Genomic DNA, 20,522 nt, shown 5'->3' with positions numbered 1-20,522 from the left:
TCAGTCCTGAGGGAGTCCAGAAATCGCGCTCGAATGTCAATTCTTTGCGCGGGACGCTCAGAGAGTTCCAGAGGAACCGAGGGTCGTCCACCACTTGGGCAAGGCGAATCGAGAAGGCCCGGGGGCGGGTGAGCGGGCATGCCGGAGCGGCGGTCCGCCGGGGGCGGACCGCCGTTCCCGGGTCCCGGGTCAGCCGCGGTTCACGACGAACTGCGAGCCGGGTTCGACCAGGACGTCCCCTTCGGCGGTGTTCGCGAAGGTCACCCCGGACAGGGTGGCGCTGCCGCGGGCCCCGCTCATCGCGAGGATCCCGGAACCGTTGACCGTGCCGTCGACGCGGACGTTGCTGATCCTGACGTTCGGCATGGACCCGCCGCCCGTCTTGAACTGGATGCCGTCGTAGGTCGAGTCGAGGATCTCGGTGTCCCGGATGGTGACGCCCGGGATGTCCTGGCCCTGGGCGAAGAGGGTGATGGCGCCGAACTCCTGGTCCTCGTTCCAGAAGGCGCCGCCCGTGCGGTACAGGGCGTTGCCGGCGATGAGCGTCTGCCCGGTGAAGGGCAGCGGGTCGTGGTCGGTGGCCAGCATGATCCCCGGGTAGTTCATGGTGTCGGCGACCACGTTGTTCTCGATGGTGTTGCCGTAGCCGCCGTAGACGGCGATGCCGTTGGCCCGCCAGGGCAGCTGCACGGTGTTGTTGCGGAAGTGGTTGTCGTGGCCGACGTCGACCGAGGTGTCCTTGACGTACTTGCTGGCCCAGACGGCCAGGGCGTCGTCCCCGGTGTTGCGGAAGGAGGAGTCGTAGACGGTGGAGTTGCGGGTGCCGTTGGCGAAGTTGATGCCGTCGGCGTAGGTGTCGCGGATCCGCATGCCGCTGAACTCCAGGCCGTCGCCCGGCCCCCAGAGCTCGGGGATGTTGGAGTAGTCGCGGCCGACCCAGACGCCGACGTTGGCGTGCTCGATCCAGACGTTGCTGATCTTCGTGTTCCTGCCGAAGCGTCCGTTGAGCCCGACGCCGCCCTCGGCGTTGCCGTCGCCGCCCCGGATGGTGCCGGAGCCGAAGATGGCGATGTCGGAGATCTGGGTGTTGTCGTCGATGTCGAAGCCGAAGTTGCCCTCGTGCGGGTGGTTGATGCCGCCCGCGTTCTGCGGCGGGGTCAGCGTGTAGAGCTGCGAGTGCCACATGCCGGCGCCCCGGATGGTGACGTCACGGATGCCGACCTGGTTGTACTGGCCCCGGTTCAGCGGGTCGTCGGTCAGGATCTTCTGCTCCTGCCGCCACTGCCCGGCCGGGATCCAGACGCAGCCGATCTCGCCCTTCTGGTCGGCGGTGACGGCCCGCTGGAGGGCGTCGGTGTCGTCGATGCCGTCGTTGGGCACGGCGCCGTACTCGGTGATCGAGACGCAGCCGGACGGCTGCGGCGTGGGCGGGGCCACCTGCTCCAGGTCGATCAGGTCGACCACGTAGAACGCCGCCCGGTCGTCGCCGTCCCGCTGGAGCCGGAAGCGGGTGCCCGGCGGGTAGGACCGGGCGAGCAGGGCGTGCGACTCGTCGAAGAGCCGGCGGGCGTCGCCGCCGGGCCGGTTGGTCAGGCCCTCCGGGTCGTCGGTGGTGCCGTACAGCCAGCTGTGCTTGGAGGAGAGGGTCAGCTTCTGCACGAAGACGTCGTTCGCGTAGAGGCTGAGGGTGGCCTCCGCTCCCCCGCCGGCGGCGGCGTCGGGGACGGAGTTGCGGACGGTGAGGGCGTTGGCCTGGTTGACCGAGGTGAACTCGACGTACTGCCCGTTCGCGTCGAGCCGGACGGACCGGCGGCCCGAGGACTCGGTGGCGAAGTTGGTGTGCCCGAAGGTGCGCAGCCGGTCGGCGGTGAGCAGGGTGCCCTGGTAGCGGGCGTCCTCCGCCTCGTACTCGGTGTACGGGACGGCGGCACCCCGGCCGACGACGAGGGACTTGCTGAAGACGTTGTTGGTCTCGTCGGTCTCGGTGAGGGTGCCGGTGGCGTCGGCGGTGGCGGTCAGGGTGACCCCGCCGGTGGTCGCGGTCCAGGTGCCGGAGATCGCGACGGTCGCGGTCTGGCCGGCGGCGACGGCGCCGGTGGAGCCGTTCAGGGTGGTGGTGCCGGCGGTGAGCCGGGTGACCGTGCCGGCCGGGACGGCGGTGGTTCCCCGGTTGAGGACGGAGACGGTGAAGGAGACGGGCGCGCCGACGGCCGGGGCCGAGGGGTTGGCGGTGATGCCGGTGACCATGAGGTCGGGGCCGGGGCTCTGACCGACGGTCAGCTTCGAGGCGGCGGTGCGGCTGTTGTTGGTGTCGTCGAGCTCCGCGACCGCGTTGGCCGGGTCGGCGGCGGCGGAGACGGTGTACGAGCCGACGGACCGGCGGCCGACGGGGACGGCGACGGTGGCGGAGGACCCGGCCGGGAGGGAGGCGACCTGGGCGGTGCCCGCGACGGCGCCCTCGACGCTGACGGCGAGCGAGGAGGCGGGGGCGGCGGCGGTGCCGGCGTTGCGGACGGTCGCCTGGACGGTGACCGGGTCGGACTCGGTGGGGGCGGCCGGGGTCCAGCCGAGCTCGGTGACGACGAGGTCGGGGGCGGGGGCGGCGGTGCCGAGGACCTGGAGCTCGGCGACCTGGGCGCCGGGGGCGCCGGTGTTGGACTGGAAGGTGAGCCGGACGTCGGCGAAGCGGCCGGTGACGGGGACGGTGACGGTGTTCTGTCCGGACGAGGGGCTGAAGGCGTAGTCGGCGCGCGCCTTGAGGGTGGTGAAGGAGGTGGCGCCGGCGGCGCGGCCCAGGATCTCGAAGGACTGGGTGCGCGGGCCCCAGGCCGGGTCGGGGTTGAGCTTGACCACGACGCCGGCGAGCTCGGCGTCCGCGCCCAGCTTCACGGTGAGGCTCGCGGGGAAGCCGGCCGACTCCCAGTAGGTGGCGGTGGAGCCGTCGACGGCGTTGGCGGCCTGGTAGTTCTGGGTGACCGAGGTGGCCTCGACCGGCTTGCCCCGGGCCAGGTCGGTGCCGCCGACGGGCGGCACGGTGCCGCCCGGCTCGCCGTAGACCTCCAGGGCGGAGAGCTGGGCCGCGTTCCAGCCGGTGTTGGCGGTGATCTGGACGCGCAGGTACCGGACCTGGCTGCCGCTCAGGGTGAGGGAGACGGCGTTCGCGGCGGCCGGGTCGAAGCGGCGGGCCTGGGCTCCGGCCAGGGTGGTGAAGGCGCTGCCGTCGGTGGAGCCGAGGACGGCGAGGTTCTGGTCCCGGGCCTCCCAGCCGGTGGGCAGTTTGAGGACGACGCGGTCGACGCGGACCGCCGCGCCGAGGTCGACCTGGGCCCATTGCGGGAAGGCGCCGGCGGGTCCCTCCCAGTAGCTGGCCTGGGTGCCGTCGGTGAGGTTGCCCGCCGGGTAGCCGCCGAGGGCGCCGGAGGCGGTGACGGCCCTGCCGAGCGCGAGGTCGGTGTCCGCCGCCGCGGCGGCGTGGGCCGGAACGGGCAACAGCCCGAGGGCGATCAGGGCGCTGATCAGCAGCCCCATCGCCAGTCGTCGTCCGTACACAGTGACTCGCAATCTTTTGAGTAATCTAGTCAAAGTTTTGCGGATTCTGGTGGCACAGGTTTCTACCGGATGACGACGGTGTCAACGGAACGGACAGGGAAATGACAAAGGCACCGCATCCGGAACCGTCGGGCGACGGCAGGAAACGGTGCCTTTGAGGAGGAAGCGGTACGGCGCTCCGCTAGCGGGCGGGCGGCGGGGCGGTGGAGCCGCGCACGACGAGCTCGGGCTCGAAGAGCAGCTCGCCCGGGTGCGAGTGCACGCCCTGGATCTGGGAGCAGAGCAGCTCGACGGCGGCCCGGCCCATCGCCTCGATGGGCTGGCGCACGGTGGACAGCGGCGGCTCGGTGCAGTTCATGAAGGCGGAGTCGTCGAAACCGACGACCGAGACGTCGCCGGGGACGACGAGCCCGCGCCGGCGGGCGGCCCGGATGGCGCCCAGGGCGAGGGGGTCGCTGGCGCAGACGATGCCGGTGACACCCTGCTCCAGCAGGCCGTTGGCGGCGGCCTGCCCGCCTTCGAGTGAGAAGATCGAGCGCACGATTCGCTCCTCGGGCAGCGGGGTGCCGGCCGCCTCGGCCGCGGCGCGCGCGGCCTGGAGCTTGCGCCGGGAGGGCACGTGGTCGGCGGGGCCCAGGAGCAGCCCGATCTTCTCGTGGCCGAGCGAGGCCAGGTGGCGCCAGGCCTGTTCGACGGCGACGGCGTCGTCGCAGGCGACGCAGGGGAAGTCGAGCCCCTCGATGGAGGCGTTGATGAGGACGACCGGGATGTTGCGCTCGGCGAGCTGGTGGTAGTGGTCGTGCGGGGCGTCGGCCTGGGCGAACAGCCCTCCCGCGAAGACCACTCCGGAGACCTGCTGCTGGAGGAGCAGGTCCACGTAGTCGGCCTCGGAGACGCCGCCCTTGGTCTGGGTGCAGAGGACCGGGGTGAGTCCCTGCTGGGCGAGGGCGCCGCCGATGACCTCGGCGAAGGCCGGGAAGATGGGGTTCTGCAGCTCGGGCAGGACGAGTCCGACGAGCCGGGCGCGCTCTCCCCTGAGCTGGGTGGGGCGCTCGTAGCCGAGCACGTCCAGGGCGGTGAGCACGGACTGCCGGGTGGCCTCGGAGACTCCCGGCTTGCCGTTGAGGACACGGCTGACCGTCGCCTCGCTGACCCCCACCTTTTTCGCCACCTGAGCAAGTCGTCGCGTCATACACGCAAGACTAGCGCAAGGAGTGCAAGAGAATGACGGCCAGTTGCAGTCCCAGCGCAAACAGGCCGTATCCCGCTCGACCGCCGGCCCGCCCCGTGCGCCCGGCGGTCGGAGGACCGGCCGGTCAGAGGATCGGCGGGCGGCCCAGTCGCGTCATGCGCCGGACCGTGCTCCACCGCATCGCCTTCCGCGGGCCGCAGGGGGTTCGCACCCCCTCGAAGAAGCCGCCCCACCAGGCCTTGAGGCCCGCCGCCTCCCGGGTGCGCAGCAGGGTGATGAGGATCCACACGCCGAGGTAGACCGGGATCAGCGGGACCGGGAGCCGGCGGCGGGCCAGCCACACGCGGTTCCGGGCGGTGTTGCGGTAGTAGACCGCGTGCCGGGCCGGGGAGGTCCGGGGGTGCTGCAGGACGAGCTCCGGCTCGTAGACGATCTTCCAGCCCGCGTCCAGGGCGCGCCAGGCCAGGTCGGACTCCTCGTGCGTGAAGAAGAACTCGCCCGGCCACAGCCCGGTCTGACGGAGCATCGGCATCGAGAAGGCGTGGCCGCCGCCCAGGAAGGCGGTCACCTCGCCGCCGCGCATCGGGTCGTCCGCCCGCAGCCGGGGGATCCACCGCCGCTCGGTGTGCCCGTGCTCGTCGGCGACCCGGAAGCCGACGATCCCCAGCTCCGGGTCCTCCGCGAAGAGCCGCTGGACCGTGCGGAACACGTCGTCGGCGATGAGCAGGCCGTCGTCGTCCAGCTCGACGACGACGTCGACCTCGCCCGAGTCGCGCAGGAACTCCAGGCCGACGTTGCGGCCGCCGGGGCAGCCGAGGTTCTCCTCCAGCGGGATCTTGGTCGCGTCCGTCATGACGTCGGTCAGGGGCGTCGCGTTGCCCACCAGGACCACCCGGGTCGCGGGGACGTCCTGCTTCTCCACCGAAGCGAGCAGCGCCTCCAGCTCCCGCGGGCGGTTGCCCATGGTGACGATGACGACTCCGATGCGCGGCAAAGGCATGGCGGTGAACTCCAGTTGTCGGCGGAGTGCCGATGCTAACGCCGCGCCCGGCCCGCTCCTCAAGCGACGCTCACCGGCACAGCCCGACGAGCCCGCCCAGCCACCGGGCCACCGCGGGCGGCCCCCGTTCCCCCGTGTGCGGGCCACCACCCCAGGCCCCCGTTCCTTCGGCGTGCCTCCGGGCCTCGGCGGGACACACCGGGTTCGGCCCGGCCGGAGGGCGATCTTGTCCGGCCGCGCCGACAATGGGCGGGACGGGCCCTCTCGCGGCGACGGCGGGTGGGGCGGTTCTACGGTCGGGAGGTCGTGGGACGTGGCAACGGTGTGGCCATGACGGTGGAGGAGCGGGCTCCGTACGTCGGCGAGGACGGTTCCGGCGACGGTCCGGGCGGTCCCTGCGCGCCGGACGCGGTCGCGGACGCGGCGCCCGGTTCCTCGGACGAGGAGTTCACCCTGGACGGCCTCGTGGCCCGGCTCGCCGCCGCCTACCCCTCGGTCGACGCGGCCGCCGTCGAGGTCGCGGTCCGCCGTGCGTACGGCCACTTCGAGCGGGCCAGGATCCGGGCGTACCTGCCCATCCTGGTCGAACGCCGGTCGCGGAAAGCGCTCGACGTCGTCCGCGCGAGCGGCTCCGGCCCGGCGCCCGACGGCGGGCCGCGCGGTCCGGAGCCGGCTGCGGAGCCGGGGCCGGCCACGGATCGGAGGCAGGACGATGACGGAACGGTCGGATTCCGCGGGAAGGCCGCGCCTGGCCTCGGAGGATGACTGGTACATCCGTGCGCCCGACGAGGTCCTGGGCGCGCTCGCTGTCGACCCCGAGGTCGGTCTCTCCTCGGCGCGGGCCGCGGAACTGCTGGCGGCCCAGGGCCCGAACGCGCTCCCCGGGGAGCGGCCGGTCCCGGCCTGGCGCCGTTTCCTCGGCCAGTACCGCAGCTACATGCAGCTCGTCCTCGTGGCGGCCGCGGTCGTCTCCGCGCTCATCCAGGAGTGGACGACCGCGGTGCTGCTCCTCGTCCTGACCCTGCTCAACGCGGTCGTCGGTCTGCGCCAGGAGGGCAAGGCCGAGAGCGCGATGAACGCGCTGCGGTCGATGATGAAGGCGACGGCCCGGGTGCGCAGGGACGGGGCGGAGGCCGAGATCCCCGCCGAGGGGCTGGTCGTCGGGGACATCGTGCTCGTCTCGGCCGGGGACCAGGTGGGCGCGGACGGCCGGATCGTCGCGGCCAGCGCCCTGCAGATCGACGAATCGGCGCTCACCGGCGAGAGCGTGCCCGCCGCCAAGGAGGCCGGGGCGCTGTCCGGTCCCCTGCCGACGCCGGGCGACCGGACCAACATGGCGTACATGAACACCCCGGTCACCCACGGCAGCGGCGTGCTCGTCGTGACCGCGACCGGGGCCGGCACCGAACTCGGCAGGATCTCCGGGATGCTGTCGGCCACCGAGAAGGAGGTCCCGCCGCTCACCCGGGAGCTCGACACCCTGACGCTCTGGATCACCGCGGCGGCCGGTCTGACGATGATCGTGATGTTCGCCCTCGGGCGCCAGCGCGACCAGGCCTGGGACGCCCTGTTCGTCAGCGCGGTCTCGCTGGCCATCGCCGCCATCCCCGAGGCCCTGCCGACCGTCACGCAGGCGATCCTGTCCGTCGGCAGCCTCAACCTGGCCAAGCGGAACGCCATCGTCAAGGAGCTGCCGTCGGTCGAGACCCTGGCGTTCACATCGGCGATCAACTCGGACAAGACGGGCACCCTGACGCTGAACCAGGTGACGGTCGTCGAGGTGGTGAGCCCCACCGACCGCTACGCCGTCTCGGGCACGGGCTACGCCCTCGAGGGCCGGGTCCGGCACGCGGCGGGCTCCGCCGCCGGCGTCGAGGAGGCGATCCTGCCGTACCTCGTGGCCAACGACGCCAAGCTGGTGGACGGCCAGGTGGTGGGCGACCCCACGGAGGCGGCGCTGCTGGTCCTCGGGCACAAGGCGGGGCTGGACGCCGACGCCACCCGGGAGCGCCTCCCCCGGCTGGCCACGCTGCCGTTCGACCCGGGCTACAAGCTGATGGCCACCTTCCACGCCACGGTCGACGCCTCCGGGGGCGAGGTGGTCCGCTGCTTCGTCAAGGGCGCGGTCCCCGCGGTGGTGGCCCGCGCCACCACCGCCCTCGCGGCGGGCGGCACGGTCCCGTGGGACGCCGCCCTGGCCGCGCGCGCCGAGGAGGAGACCGGCCGGATGGGCGGCGAGGGACTCCGGGTGATGGCCGCGGCCACCCGCGACCTGGACCCGGCCGCGTTCGACCCGGACGGCGACCTCCTCGGGTACGTCACCGGGCTGCGGGTGACGAGCCTCGTCGGCATGGTCGACCCGCCCCGCGAGGAGGCCGGGGAGGCGGTCGCGGGCGCCCAGGCGGGGCACATCCGGGTGCGGATGGTCACCGGTGACGACGTCACCACCGGGGCGGCGATCGCCCGTCGTCTGGGCATCCCCGGCGAGGCGATGCTGGGCGCCGACTTCGCCGCCCTCGGCGAGGAGGAGCGGCTCGCCCGGATCGACTCCATCGGCGTGGTGGGGCGGGTGGCGCCGGAGCACAAGGTGCTGCTGGCGGAGACCCTCAAGAAGAAGGGCGAGGTCGTGGCCATGACCGGCGACGGCGTCAACGACGCGCCCGCCATCAAGGCCGCGGACATCGGCATCGCCATGGGCAGCGGCACGGACGTGGCGAAGAACGCCGGCCGCATGATCCTCTCCGACGACAACTTCGCCACGATCGTCTACGCCGTGCGGCAGGGCCGCAGGATCTACGACAACCTCACCAAGTACATCCGGTTCGTGCTGCTCCTGCTGGTGACCTTCGTGGTCACCTTCCTCGGCGCCACGGTCTTCGACATCGCGGCGGGCGAGCCGTTCACCCCGCCGCAGGTGCTGTGGATCCACTTCGTGGTCAACGCCTCCTTCGGCTTCGCGCTGGGCTTCGACCGGGAGAGCCCCGGCCTGATGCGGCGCAGGCCGCGGCCACGCGGCGAGTCGGTGCTCACCCGGCCGGTGCTGGTGACGGTCGGCCTCGGCGGGCTGGCGATCACGGCCCTGCTGCTGGGGCTCGTCGCACTCGGCAGGGAGCACTTCGGCAGCGTCGAGACCGGGCAGTCGATCGCGTTCACCGCCTTCTCGCTCTGTCTGATCGTGGCCGCCTTCGAGTGCCGCAGCGAGACGGAGTCGATCCTCACCACCTCCACCTTCGACAGCCGTCAGATGAACTGGGTGGCGCTGGCCCAGCTGGCGCTCGCGGTCCTCGTGACCCAGCTGGACGGCTTCCGGCACCTGCTGGGGACGACCCGGATCGACGCCCGGCAGTTCGGCTGGGCGGTGCTGGCCGCGCTCGTGCTCCTGGTCCTGTGGGAGCTGGGCAAGCTCCTGGCGCGGCGGTCCAGGGCCGCGTGAAGCCCCTCCGGTTCCGGGCGGTCCCCGGGGTCCGCGCGCTGGCCTCGTACCGGCGCGCGTGGCTGGCCAAGGACCTGGTCGCGGGCGTCGTGCTCACCACCCTGCTGGTGCCGCAGGGCATGGCGTACGCGGAACTGGCGGGGCTGCCGCCCATCACCGGCCTGTACACGACGGTCCTCTGCCTGCTCGGCTACGCGGTGGCCGGGCCGTCCCGGATCCTGGTGCTCGGCCCGGACTCCTCGCTCGGGCCGATGATCGCCGCGACCGTGCTGCCGCTGGTGGAGGCCGACGGGGATCCGGCGCGGGCGGTCGCCCTGGCGTCGGCGCTCGCGCTGATGGTGGCGGCCGTGATGATCCTGGCCTCGGTCGCGAAGCTGGGCTTCGTCGCCGACCTGATCTCCAAACCCACCATGATCGGCTACATGAACGGCCTGGCGCTGACCATCCTGATCGGCCAGCTACCCAAACTGCTCGGCTTCTCGGTCGGGGCGGACGACCTGGTCGGCGAGTTCACCGGCTTCCTGCGGAAGCTGGGCGAAGGGGCGACGGTGCCGGCCGCCGCCGCGGTCGGCTGCGGCGGGATCCTCGTCATCCTGGTCCTCCAGCGCTTCCTGCCCAAGGTCCCCGCGGTGCTGGTGATGGTCGTCCTGTCGATCGCCGCCGCCACCGTCTTCGACCTGGGCGAGCACGGCGTGTCCCTGGTCGGCGAACTGCCCGAGGGCCTGCCGCCCTTCACGATCCCCGACGTCCGCCTCGCCGACCTGTCGCTGCTGCTCGCCGGCGCGCTCGGGATCGCCCTGGTGTCCCTGGCCGACACCATCTCGAACGCCTCGGCCTTCGCTGCCCGGCAGGGCCAGGAGGTGCGCGGCAACCAGGAGATGGCCGCCATCGGCGTGGCCAACCTGGCGGCCGGCCCCTTCCAGGGCTTCCCGGTGAGCACCAGCGGATCCCGTACGGCGGTCGCGGAGCGCGCGGGGGCCAGGAGCCAGCTCACCGGGGTCGTCGGGGCGGTGCTCATCGTCCTCATGCTGGTGCTGGTGCCGGGGCTGTTCCGCAACCTCCCCCAGCCCGCCCTCGCCGCCGTGGTCATCACCGCCTCGCTGTCGCTGGCCGACGTCCCGGGCGCCGTCCGGCTGTGGCGACAGCGCCGGACCGAGTTCCTGCTGTGCTGCGCGGCCTTCGTCGGGGTGGCCCTGATCGGCGTGCTGGCCGGGATCGGCGTCGCCGTGGCGCTGTCCGTCCTCAACGTCTTCCGCCGCTCGTGGTGGCCGTACCGCACGGTGCTGGGGCGGGTGGGGGGCCTGGAGGGCTACCACGACGTCCGCTCCCACCCGGCGGCCCAGCGGCTGCCGGGCCTGGTCATCTACCGCTTCGACGCCCCGCTGGTCTTCGCGAACGCCCGGGCCTTCCGCGACGAGATCCGGCGCCTGGCGGGCACCGACCCGCCGCCGCGCTGGATCCTGATCGCGGCCGAGCCGATGACCGACGTGGACACCACCGCCGCGGACATGCTGGAGGAGCTGGACGAGGAGCTCGACGCGAAGGGCGTGCGGCTGGTCTTCGCCGAGCTCAAGGACCCGGTGCGGCGCAGGATCGAGCAGTACGGGCTCACGCGCACGCTCGACCCCCGGCGCTTCTTCCCCACCGTCGAGGGGGCCGTGGCCGCGTACCGACGCCGGACGGGGGCGGAGTGGGCGCCCGCGGACGAGGTCCGGGAGGGGTACGGGAACGGCGAGGCGAGCGGGAACGGGAACGCGAACGGCCGTCCGTGAGCGGTGACGGGCGGGGCGGCGCGCGGTCCCGGCCCGGGTGGCAGCGGAGGCGGGGCCGCGGGACCATGGCGGCGGAGGAAGCCATGAGTGCTGATCGGCCGGATTCCCCGTCGGACGGACCGTCCGGGCGGAAGGGCGGCGACGGGCCCGACCCGGCCGCGCCCGGCACCGCGGACGACACCCCGCCGCCCCGTGCGGACGGCCCGCCGCCCGATGCGGACGCACCGCCACCCGGTGGGGACGTACCGCCTCCCGGTACGGACGCACCGCCGCCCGCCGGGGAACCGCCGGCGGGTGACGGGGAGCACGGGAAGCGCCGGTGGTCGCCTCGCCTCACGCTCCCCGGCTGCTGGGGCGCGCTCCTCCTCGCCTGTCTCTCCTTCACCCCCTCGCTGCTCCCGCGCGGCGGCGTCCTACAGGGCCTGATCGCCGGCATCAGCGGGGCCATCGGGTACGGACTCGGGGTCGTCGCCGCCTTCGTGTGGCGCGCGTTCGCCGACCGGGAGGCCCGGCCCGCCGCGCGCCGGTCCTGGCAGGTCCTGGCCGTCGCCGCGGTCGTGCTGTTCGGGGTCGCGTTCGGGCTCGGCCAGTACTGGCAGCACGAGATCCGCGGGCTGATGGGCGTCACCGACTACAACGCCCTCACCACCGTGGCCTGCCCGTTCGTCGCCGTGCTCGTCTTCTGGCTGCTGCTGCTCGCCGGGCGGGGGCTGCGGCGCCTGTACCGCTGGGCGGCCCGTCTCCTCGGGCGCTGGGTCGGCGAGAAGGCCGCGAAGGCGGTCGGCTGGATCCTGGTGGCGGCCCTGGCCTGGTCGGCGTTCAGCGGGGTGCTGCTGGCGGGGATCGTGAACGCGGCCAACGAGGCCTTCTCGCTGCGCGACACGAAGACGCCGGAGGGCGTGCACCAGCCCGTCTCTCCCCTGCGCTCGGGCGGGCCCGGTTCGCTGGTGCCGTGGGACACGCTGGGCTACCAGGGCCGGGCCTTCACCGGCAGCGGGCCGACGGCGGCGCAGATCGGCGCGTTCACGCACCGTGCGGCGCAGGAGCCGGTCCGGGCCTACGCCGGTCTGGAGACGGCGGACGACACGGAGCGCCGGGCCGAGCGGGCGGTCGCGGACCTCCAGCGTGCGGGCGGCTTCGAACGGGCGAACCTGCTGGTCATGACCACCACCGGGAGCGGCTGGGTGGACCCGGCCGCCGTCGACTCCTTCGAGTACCTCGCCGACGGCGACACAGCCAGTGTGGCGCTGCAGTACTCGTACCTTCCGTCGTGGCTCTCCTACCTGGTCGACCAGTCCAAGGCCCGCGAGGCCGGCCGCGAACTGTTCGACGCCGTCTACGGCGTCTGGTCCAAGCTGCCCCAGGACCACCGCCCGCGGTTGTTCGTGGCGGGCGAGAGCCTGGGGTCGTTCGGCGGCGAGGCGGCCTTCAGCGGGGAGTACGACCTGCGCAACCGCACGGCCGGCACCCTGTTCGCGGGGCCGCCCAACTTCAACACCCTCTTCCGCGAGTTCAGCGACCACCGCGAGCCGGGCAGCCCGGAGATCGAGCCGGTCTACAGGGAGGGGCGGACCGTACGGTTCACGGACGACCCGGCCACGGCGATCCCGCCGGCGGACCGGCCGTGGGACGGGACGCGAGTGCTGTACCTGATGCACCCCTCCGACCCGATCGTCTGGTGGAGCCCGAACCTGGCGTTCTCGGAGCCCGACTGGATCAGCGAGACCCCCGGCAGCGACGTGCTCGGCTCGATGGTGTGGATCCCGTTCGTGACGTTCTGGCAGGTCACCGCCGACCTTCCGTTCTCCACGGGGGTGCCGGACGGCCACGGCCACACGTACAAGGCCGCGTACGTGGACGGCTGGGACGCCGTCATGCGGCCGGCCGGGTTCACGCCGCAGGACCTGGAGCGGCTGAAGGAGATCGTCAGCCCGCCGGAGTGAGCCGCCGGGTCAGCGCAGCAGGAAGCCGACGGCGTAGCCGAGCGCGTTGACCGCCCAGTGCAGCCCCATCGGCGCCAGCAGACTGCCGCTGCGGCGGCGCAGTTCGCAGAAGAGGACGCCCGCGGCGGCCGTGAAGAGCACGGCCCCGCCGATCGCGACGGCCGCGCCGGCCGCCGAGTCGCCGAGCACCGTGGTCAGGGCGGGCTTGGCGGTCGACAGGTGCAGGGACGGCAGCACGTGCCACAGGCCGAACAGGAGACTCGACACCGCGGTGGCGCCCACCGGGCCCCGGACCCGGGCCACCAGCCCGTAGAGGACGCCCCGGAAGGCGGTCTCCTCCAGGAGGACGGTGCCGACGGGCACGTACACGAACACGCGCAGCGCCACTTCGCCCCCGTCCAGCCCCGCGTACCGCCGGTCCTCGAACAGCTCCCGGGTGCCCGGCAGCAGCGCCCCGGCCAGGTAGACGAGGCCGACCAGGCCGATCAGGGCCAGTGCCCAGCGGGCGCCTCGGCCCAGGGTGCCGGGGGCGAGGCCCGCGTCGGCCAGGGTGCCGCCGGCCCGGCGGAGCACCCCGAGCAGCACGGCGCTGACCGCCACGGCCGTCACGAGCTCCGCGGGGCCCGACCAGCGGTGCAGGAGCCAGTTGGCGGCGACGAGCACGGCCACCGTGAGCGCGACCGCCGGCCAGGTGCCGATCGGCCCGCGCCACCGGTGGCGCGGTGGGGCGCCCTCGGTGCCGCCGTCGCGTTCCGCGGGGGGCTCGGCGTCGTCGTCGGGTTCGCGGGAAGGCACCTGGGTGAGTCCGTCCTCGGGTAGCGCCGACGCGTCGTCCCTCCCCTCGGCCCACGGTACCGGGCGCCCTCCCGTCGCGCCCGGCACCACGAGGCCCGAGGAGCCGCCGGTCCGGGCCGGACCGCCCGCCTCGGCGGGCGAGCGTCCCGGGCCCCGCCGCGACGGCGGGGCCCGGGACGGCGTCAGGCGACGTTGACCGCGCTCCAGGCGGCCGCCACGGTGGCGTACTCGGTGCTGGTGGCGCCGTACAGGTCCTTCGCCGCGTTCAGGGTCGCGGTGCGGGCGCCCTTGTAGTCCGTGGTGGAGGTCATGTAGACGGTCAGCGCCCGGTACCAGATGGCGGAGGCCTTCTTGTTGCCGATGCCGGTGACGGTGGAGCCGTTGTAGGTCGGGCTGTTGTAGGTGACGCCGTTGATCGTCTTGCTGCCGCTGCCCTCGCTCGCCAGGTAGAACCAGTGGTTGCCGACGCCGGAGGAGTTGTGCACGTCGAGCCGGCCGACGGACTTCGACCAGTAGTCGGCGGAGCGGCCGTCCAGGGAGGGCTTGTCGAAACGGCGCAGCCACGGCGGGGTGGACTGGTCGCTGAAGAGGTAGTCCGGGGTGTCGACCGGGTTGTTGGCGTACCACTCGACCATCGTGCCGAGGATGTCGCTGGTGGCCTCGTTGAGGCCGCCGGACTCGCCGCTGTAGCGCAGGTTGGCGGTGGCGGAGGTGACGCCGTGGGTCATCTCGTGGCCCATGGTGTCGAGGTCGACCTGCTCGGGGTCGGTGGTGCCGTCGCCGTCGCCGGTCATCATGCAGAAGCAGGAGTCCGACCACTGGGCGTTGTCCCAGTTGGTGCCGACGTGGACGAAGACGGTGGCGCCGCGGCCGTCGTTCTTGATGCCGTTCCGGCCGAAGGTGCTCTTGTAGTAGTCGAAGGTCTTCGCCGTGTTCACGTGCGCGTCGACGGCGGCGGTGGAGCGGTCGGTGGAGAACTTCCGGCCGTCGCCCCAGACGTTGTCGGCGTCGGTGAACAGCGTGCCCGAGGAGCTGTTCAGGGAGGAGGCGGAGACGTTGCGCGCGTCCTTGGTGACGTGCTTGCGGGTCGGGTCGATCAGCGCGAAGGTGCCGTCGGCCTGCTGGGTGGTGTCGATGGCGACGTCGCCGGTGTACTCGGAGTGGCCGGTGCCGGTCGCCTCGCGCTCGGCGTCGTAGTTCTCGATCGCCGCGCCGCTCCGGGCGTCGGTGACGAAGACCTCGCCGTGCGGCTGGCCCTTGTCGCCCAGGCCCTGCACGGTGGTGCGCCAGGCGAGGCGCGCGGTGCCGTCGGCGGCCCACACGATCAGCTCGGGGGTGGAGCGGGCGCTGCGCACCAGGCCGCGGGAGCGCTGCAGGGCGCCGGCGGCGGTGCCCTTCGCGTCCACGGCGGGGGTGACGGAGGTGAGCGCGACCTTGCGGGCCCGGGCGTGGCTGGAGCCCTTGAGCGAGCCGTCGGCCTTCTGGTGGACGACGAAGTCGCCGCCGACGACGGGGAGGCCGCGGTAGGTGCGCTCGAAGCGCACGTGCTGGGTGCCGTCGGCGTCGATGACGACGTCCTTGACCTGGAGGGCCTGGCCCGCTCCGAAGCCGAAGGTGTCGGCGTGCCGGTGCACGTGCGCCTGGGCCCGGGCTATCGCCGTGTCGCGGACCGATATGCCGTGCGGGGCGGCCTGGGGCTGCGCGGTGGCGGGGGCGGCCAGGGCGCCGGTGGTGAGGACACCGGCGGCGACCATCGTGGAGAGGGCAAGCAGGGGACGGGGCATGACGCGGTGTTCCTTCGCTCGTCGTGGGGGGTGACGACGTCCTGGGACGTTGACGCGAAGTGTTCACCAGGTGACATGTTCCTGACGTGATCCCAGGTGGGATATAGCCGGGGAGCTATAGGGGGCGCGGGGGCGCCGCCCGGGCGGTCACCCGTCCGCGCCGAGCGCGAACTCCGAGCCGCCCCCCTCCCACCAGGCCTGATAGGGCGGGCGCTGCCGCACCAGCGACAGGTAGGCGGCCAGCAGGCGTTCGCCCACCGCGTCCGCGAGTCCGGGTGGGACGGTGCCCGTGTTCCAGGCGAGCTGCAGCCGCCGGTGGAACGGGACGTCGGCCAGCGGCCGCTGCACGGTGCCCTCCGGCGGGACGTCGGCGGTCGGCCACACCCCGCAGACCGCCCGCCGGCCGGCCACCAGGATGCGCGCCACGGACAGGTCCGAGGTCACATGGGTGATGCGCGGGGTGAAGCCCGCCGACTGGCAGGTGAGATGGAGGTAGGCGTGCACCCCGCTCTCGTCGGCCTCCGGCATGACCCATTCCTCGTCCCTGAGTTCGCGCAGACCGACGGTCTCCCGGCGGGCCAGGGGATGGTCCTCCGCGAGCAGGACGAAGACCGGCTCGCGGAGCAGGGTGCGGGTCGCGACGGATTCGCCGACGGGAAGGGGGAAACCCGGGAACTCGCCGAACACCGCGATATCGCACTTGCCCTGACTCAGGGTCTTCACGAGGGTGTGCACCGAACGGCGGGCGTCGATGCTGATACGGCGGTCCGGGACGAGCTCGAAGAGGGTGGGGATCAGCAGCGAGACGAGGGGGCCGGCGGTCCCGCCGGCCCGCAGCGGCGCGGCGGTCTCGCGGTCGGCCTCGGCGGTCGACCGCGCGTGCTCGCGCAGCCGGTCGAAGCCGACCACCAGGTCACGTGCGCAGCGCAGCACGTACTGCCCGTTCTCGTTCGGCTGCACCCCCTCGGCGCTGCGGACGAAGAGCGGGCCGCCCAGCTCGTGCTCGATCCGCTTCAACTGGGCGCTCGTGGCCGGCTGGGACAGCTGCAGCCGCGCGGCCGCTTTGCGGATGCTGCCGGCCTCGGCGACGGTGAGCAGGACACGGAGGTGCCGGAACTCGAGGTGCATGAACATTCCCCGCTCAGGGCGGAGGGCCCCTTGCACCCCCCGTGACCAGCAGTACCTGTTGCCCGAGGGCATGGTGACCAAGAGTCCGCCGGAGCCCTCGGAGCGGCAACCACGGGCGGGCAAAATCTGGGTGGCCCCACCACGGCTTTGCACGGGCGTCGATCCGCCCGTTCACCCCGCGCCCCCGCTCAGCCGTCGCGGCGCCGGGTCCCGAGATAGCGGTCGAGGGGCGGCTCCTGGGCCAGTACGGCGCCGATCGTGACCGCGAAGGTGAGGGCGGCGCACACCCCGATGAGCCACGACAGCATCGTCAGGACCAGGCCCAGGGAACCGTACTCCTCCAGCGCCCTGTTGACCGCGCCCGGCATGTAGAGACGGGCCGTCAGGGCGAGGGCCGTGGTCGCCCCGGCGGCCAGGAGCGAGCCGGGCAGCAGGGGCAGCCAGGCGACGCGTTTGGCGAGCAGGAGGTGCTGGGTCCAGAGCCACACCCCGACGCCCACGAGGAAGTACAGCGGCATGCCCAGCCACGCCCCGGCGCCGAAGCCGTCCCGGAGCGGGGCCTGGAACAGCACCACCAGGCACAGGGCGAGCAGCCACACGGTCCACCGCCAGGCCGCGATCCGGGTCCCCGCCTTGGGCAGCCCCCAGGCCCGCTCGCAGACCCGGGCCATGGCGCGGCTGAAGCTGGTGGCCGAGACCAGGGCCACGAGCGCGCCGAGGATCCCCGTGGTCTCCCGCAGGCTCTCGGCGGTAGAACCCTCCAGGACCTGCCGCAGCTCGGTGTCGCCCTGGCCCGTCAGCCCGAACATCGCCCGCAGGGAGTCCTGCAGCTGGTCGCGCACGCCGAGCGGGGCGAAGGCCGCCAGGGCGAAGAGGAGGGGCACGGCGGCCAGGAAGGCCTGGGCCGCGAGCCGGGTGGCCGCGTCGAGGAGGTTCCCGCCCACCAGTCGGCCCGTCAGTTCCGAGAGCACGGGGAAGCGGCGCTCGGCCGCACTCCGGATGCCGCGCATCCGGGCCGCCAACGACATCCCGCCTCCCTGTCCCGTCCGGTCCCGCCCTGCGATGCCCTGCCGCGTCCCGCTCCGTTCTGCCGTGCCCCGACCGGTCCCAGCCATTGGACTCGAACCCGGGCCGCCCGGCGACCCGGACGGCCGTGCGGACCGGCGAGGCGGACCCGAGGTCGCCCATTCGGACGCATCTCCGCATACTGGACATATGTCCCGGCACTCCGAGAAGGCGCACGCACCGCCCACCGTGACGGTCAAGGGGCGGGACGTCCGACTCCGCACCCTCGGCCTGCTGGTGCTCGCGGTCCTGGCCATCTGGTTCATCGCCGCCAACACCGGCTCGGTCACCATCCGCCTCTGGATCCCCGAGGTCACGCTGCCCCTCTGGATCGTCCTGACGGTCACCCTGCTCGTCGGCGTCATCATGGGCATGTTCATCGCCTACCGCCGCAGCGCCCGCCGCTGACGGGCCCCCGGCCCGCGGCACGACTCCACGCGCCCGCCCGGGGATCGCCCCGCGCGGGCGCCGCTCTACCGCCGCGGCACGGGGACCAGGCGCAGGATGCCGTGCAACAGGGCGTCGACCCGGTCCTGCGCGGGCTCGTCGCTCACATGTGTCAGCAGCCGGGCCAGGACGCCCAGCAGCCGCGGCGAGGCCATCACCCGGGGGTGCAGCACCGGCCGGAAGCCGAACCGCGAGAGGACCAGGTCCCCCGCGAGGTCGCCCAGCCGGAAGTAGCGCGCCCAACGGCGCTGGATCTCGACCGGGTACTGGTGCAGCGCGTGCTCCCTGCGCGGCCCGGCCGGGCGCGCCAGCGCCAGCGCGATGGTCTCCGCCGCCACCTCGGCGGCCTCCATCGCCTGGGCGATGCCCTCGCCGCTCCACGGGCTGACCATGCCGGCGCTGTCCCCCACCAGCAGCAGCCCCCGCCCGTACTGCGGACGCCGGTTCAGCCCCATCGGCAGCGGGGCGCTGCGCAGCGGCGAGTCGGCGTTCTCCTCGCGCAGCCCCCACTCCTCGGGCAGCCGGTCCAGCCAGTGCTCCAGCGCCGCCCGCAGGTCCACGGGCCGCCGCCGGCGCTGCTGCGGCAGGGCCCCGAGCCCCACGTTCACGCGCCCGTCCCCCAGCGGGAACACCCAGCCGTAGCCGGGCAGGTCGTGACCGGTGCGGGGGCAGCGCAGGTCGGCCCACAGCTCCAGGTACGGGTCGTGGGTGCGGGCCTCGCTGCGGTAGTACCGGCGGGCCGCCGCCGCCACCGGCCGCCGCTCGTCCCGCACGAGCCCGAGGCCGAGCGCCGTGCGCGCCGAGGCGCCGTCGGCGGCGACCACCAGCGGGGCCCGGTACTCCACCGGCTCGCCCTCGGGACCGCGGACGGCGGCCACGCCGACGACCCGGCCCGAGCGGTCGGTCAGGGGACCCGTCACCTTCACGTGGGTGCGCAGCCGCGCCCCGGAGGCGCTCGCGTGGGAGGCCAGCAGTTCGTCGAAGTCGTGCCGGCTGCGGGTGAGCCCGAAGTCGGGCAGGGTGCCCAGGCGCGGCCAGTCCAGCTCCACCTGATGGCCGCCGCAGACCCAGCGCATCCCCTTGTTCCGCATCCAGCCCGGGGTGTCGATGTCGATGCCCAGCCGCACCAGCTGGAGGACGCTGCGGGGCGTCAGACCGTCCCCGCACACCTTCTCGCGGGGGAAGCCGCTCTTCTCCAGGAGCAGCACGTCGACCCCGGCGCGCGCCAGGTGCGCCGCGGCCGCGGAGCCCGCGGGACCCGCCCCCACGACGATGACCCGCGCCTCCTCGTCACCGGCGCCTTCGGATCCCCCGCGGCCGCCGTCGCGGCCCCCTTCGGACTCGTCACTTTTGGTGATCACGCCACTACTATGCCCCCGATCCGGGCCGCCAGACCTCGTGGCGGGCCGGAACGACGGCCCCGTCGCACGGCGCCCGGCTGCGGCACACTGGCAGAGGGGGCGTGCGCCGCGCGCCCCCAGGCCCGGAAGAAGGTGTCCGGATGCCCAGGACTCGGTCCCTGTCGCGCTACGCCCCCGACCGGGGGCTCGCGACCCGTATGGCGACGACGATGTTCCTGATCGGGCTGCTGTACGTGGTCTTCGTCGGCGTCCTCCTGGTGCTGCTGCGCGGCTCCTGGCCCGTCGTCCTGCTCGTCGCCGGCGCCCTGTTCGTCGGCCAGTTCTGGTTCAGCGACAAGATCGCCGCGCTGGGCATGGGCGCCCGCGAGGTCACCCGCGAGCAGGCTCCCGAGCTGCACGGCACCGTGGACCGGATCTGCGCGCTGGCCGACATGCCGAAGCCGAAGGTGGCGGTCGCCGACAGCGACGTGCCCAACGCGTTCGCCACCGGCCGGGGCGAGAAGACCGCGCTGGTCTGCGTCACCACCGGGTTGCTCCGCCGCCTGGAGCCCGAGGAGCTGGAGGGGGTCCTCGCCCACGAGATGTCCCACGTGGCGCACCGGGACGTGGCGGTGATGACCATCGCCTCCTTCCTCGGTGTGCTCGCCGGGATGATGACCCGGGTCGCGCTCTACAGCGGGCTCGGCCGCAGCCGCGACGCCAACGCGGCCGCGGCGATGATCCTCGTACCGGTCGTCAGCGGCGCGGTGTACGTCCTCAGCTTCCTGCTGACCCGGGTGCTGTCCCGCTACCGCGAGCTGGCCGCCGACCGGGCCGCCGCGCTGCTCACCGGCCGCCCCTCGGCGCTGGCCTCGGCGCTGACGAAGGTGTCCGGGGAGATGGCCCGGATCCCGACCCGGGACCTGCGCAAGGCCGAGCCGTACAACGCCTTCTGGTTCGCCCCCGCCTTCTCCTCGAAGGAGAGCCTGGGCCGGCTGCTGTCCACCCACCCCACCCTGGAACAGCGCCTGGACCAGCTCGCCCGGATCTCGGAGCGGCTGGGACAGGTCTGAG

Annotated in this window: 14 protein-coding genes; 6 read left to right on the top strand and 8 right to left on the bottom strand. The window is 73.4% G+C overall.

What is annotated here, in order from left to right; all coding sequences use genetic code 11:
• Positions 1 to 189: 189 nt before the first annotated feature.
• The 3 genes from ABD981_RS00685 to ABD981_RS00675 form a co-directional block, all read right to left on the bottom strand.
• Positions 190 to 3,528 (bottom strand): CARDB domain-containing protein, encoded by a 3,339-nt coding sequence (locus ABD981_RS00685; protein ID WP_046905970.1) that lies wholly within the window; start codon positions 3,526 to 3,528, stop codon positions 190 to 192.
• Between the two features lie 202 nt (positions 3,529 to 3,730).
• Positions 3,731 to 4,741, bottom strand: coding sequence for a LacI family DNA-binding transcriptional regulator (locus tag ABD981_RS00680; RefSeq protein WP_046905969.1), 1,011 nt, complete (start codon positions 4,739 to 4,741; stop codon positions 3,731 to 3,733).
• A gap of 124 nt (positions 4,742 to 4,865) precedes the next feature.
• A complete protein-coding gene (locus tag ABD981_RS00675; protein ID WP_046905968.1) occupies positions 4,866 to 5,741 on the bottom strand; it encodes a glycosyltransferase family 2 protein in 876 nt (291 codons plus the stop codon).
• 306 nt (positions 5,742 to 6,047) lie between these two features.
• Here ABD981_RS00675 and ABD981_RS00670 point away from each other — a divergent pair, with 306 nt between their 5' ends.
• From ABD981_RS00670 to ABD981_RS00655, 4 genes are all read left to right on the top strand, one after another.
• Positions 6,048 to 6,506, top strand: a complete 459-nt coding sequence (locus ABD981_RS00670; RefSeq protein WP_165590889.1) for a three-helix bundle dimerization domain-containing protein — start codon at positions 6,048 to 6,050, stop codon at positions 6,504 to 6,506.
• Positions 6,454 to 9,174 carry a cation-translocating P-type ATPase gene (locus ABD981_RS00665; protein ID WP_046905967.1) on the top strand — a complete coding sequence of 907 codons (2,721 nt, stop codon included), beginning with the start codon at positions 6,454 to 6,456 and terminating at the stop codon, positions 9,172 to 9,174. Before ABD981_RS00670 ends, ABD981_RS00665 begins: the two co-directional genes overlap by 53 nt.
• The gene (locus tag ABD981_RS00660; RefSeq protein ID WP_046905966.1) at positions 9,171 to 10,946 is read left to right on the top strand and encodes a SulP family inorganic anion transporter; all 1,776 of its coding nucleotides are present in this window, start codon (positions 9,171 to 9,173) and stop codon (positions 10,944 to 10,946) included. Before ABD981_RS00665 ends, ABD981_RS00660 begins: the two co-directional genes overlap by 4 nt.
• A gap of 83 nt (positions 10,947 to 11,029) precedes the next feature.
• Positions 11,030 to 12,889 (top strand): alpha/beta hydrolase, encoded by a 1,860-nt coding sequence (locus ABD981_RS00655; protein ID WP_240495097.1) that lies wholly within the window; start codon positions 11,030 to 11,032, stop codon positions 12,887 to 12,889.
• Positions 12,890 to 12,898: 9 nt separating this feature from the next.
• Here ABD981_RS00655 and ABD981_RS00650 read toward each other — a convergent pair whose 3' ends face one another.
• From ABD981_RS00650 to ABD981_RS00635, 4 genes are all read right to left on the bottom strand, one after another.
• Positions 12,899 to 13,684: a CPBP family intramembrane glutamic endopeptidase gene (locus ABD981_RS00650; RefSeq protein WP_240495096.1), complete on the bottom strand. Its 786-nt coding sequence runs from the start codon at positions 13,682 to 13,684 to the stop codon at positions 12,899 to 12,901.
• A 182-nt stretch (positions 13,685 to 13,866) separates the two neighbouring features.
• Positions 13,867 to 15,468 carry a M4 family metallopeptidase gene (locus tag ABD981_RS00645; RefSeq protein WP_046905965.1) on the bottom strand — a complete coding sequence of 534 codons (1,602 nt, stop codon included), beginning with the start codon at positions 15,466 to 15,468 and terminating at the stop codon, positions 13,867 to 13,869.
• Between the two features lie 147 nt (positions 15,469 to 15,615).
• Positions 15,616 to 16,596: a LysR family transcriptional regulator gene (locus ABD981_RS00640; protein WP_165590892.1), complete on the bottom strand. Its 981-nt coding sequence runs from the start codon at positions 16,594 to 16,596 to the stop codon at positions 15,616 to 15,618.
• A 188-nt stretch (positions 16,597 to 16,784) separates the two neighbouring features.
• The gene (locus tag ABD981_RS00635; RefSeq protein WP_046905964.1) at positions 16,785 to 17,624 is read right to left on the bottom strand and encodes a YhjD/YihY/BrkB family envelope integrity protein; all 840 of its coding nucleotides are present in this window, start codon (positions 17,622 to 17,624) and stop codon (positions 16,785 to 16,787) included.
• Positions 17,625 to 17,811: 187 nt separating this feature from the next.
• On the opposite strand from ABD981_RS00635, the gene ABD981_RS00630 reads away from it, so the two are divergent.
• The gene (locus tag ABD981_RS00630; protein ID WP_165590891.1) at positions 17,812 to 18,069 is read left to right on the top strand and encodes a LapA family protein; all 258 of its coding nucleotides are present in this window, start codon (positions 17,812 to 17,814) and stop codon (positions 18,067 to 18,069) included.
• 65 nt (positions 18,070 to 18,134) lie between these two features.
• Here ABD981_RS00630 and ABD981_RS00625 read toward each other — a convergent pair whose 3' ends face one another.
• Positions 18,135 to 19,382 carry a geranylgeranyl reductase family protein gene (locus ABD981_RS00625; protein WP_046906068.1) on the bottom strand — a complete coding sequence of 416 codons (1,248 nt, stop codon included), beginning with the start codon at positions 19,380 to 19,382 and terminating at the stop codon, positions 18,135 to 18,137.
• Positions 19,383 to 19,609: 227 nt separating this feature from the next.
• On the opposite strand from ABD981_RS00625, the gene htpX reads away from it, so the two are divergent.
• A complete protein-coding gene (gene htpX, locus ABD981_RS00620) occupies positions 19,610 to 20,521 on the top strand; it encodes a zinc metalloprotease HtpX (protein ID WP_046905963.1) in 912 nt (303 codons plus the stop codon).
• The last annotated feature ends 1 nt before the right edge of the window (position 20,522 follow it).

It is taken from the genome of Streptomyces showdoensis (genome assembly GCF_039535475.1).
Taxonomy (GTDB): Bacteria; Actinomycetota; Actinomycetes; order Streptomycetales; family Streptomycetaceae; genus Streptomyces; species Streptomyces showdoensis.
Note: the sequence above shows the minus strand (reverse complement) of the source record. Positions and strands in the feature narration are given on the sequence as shown.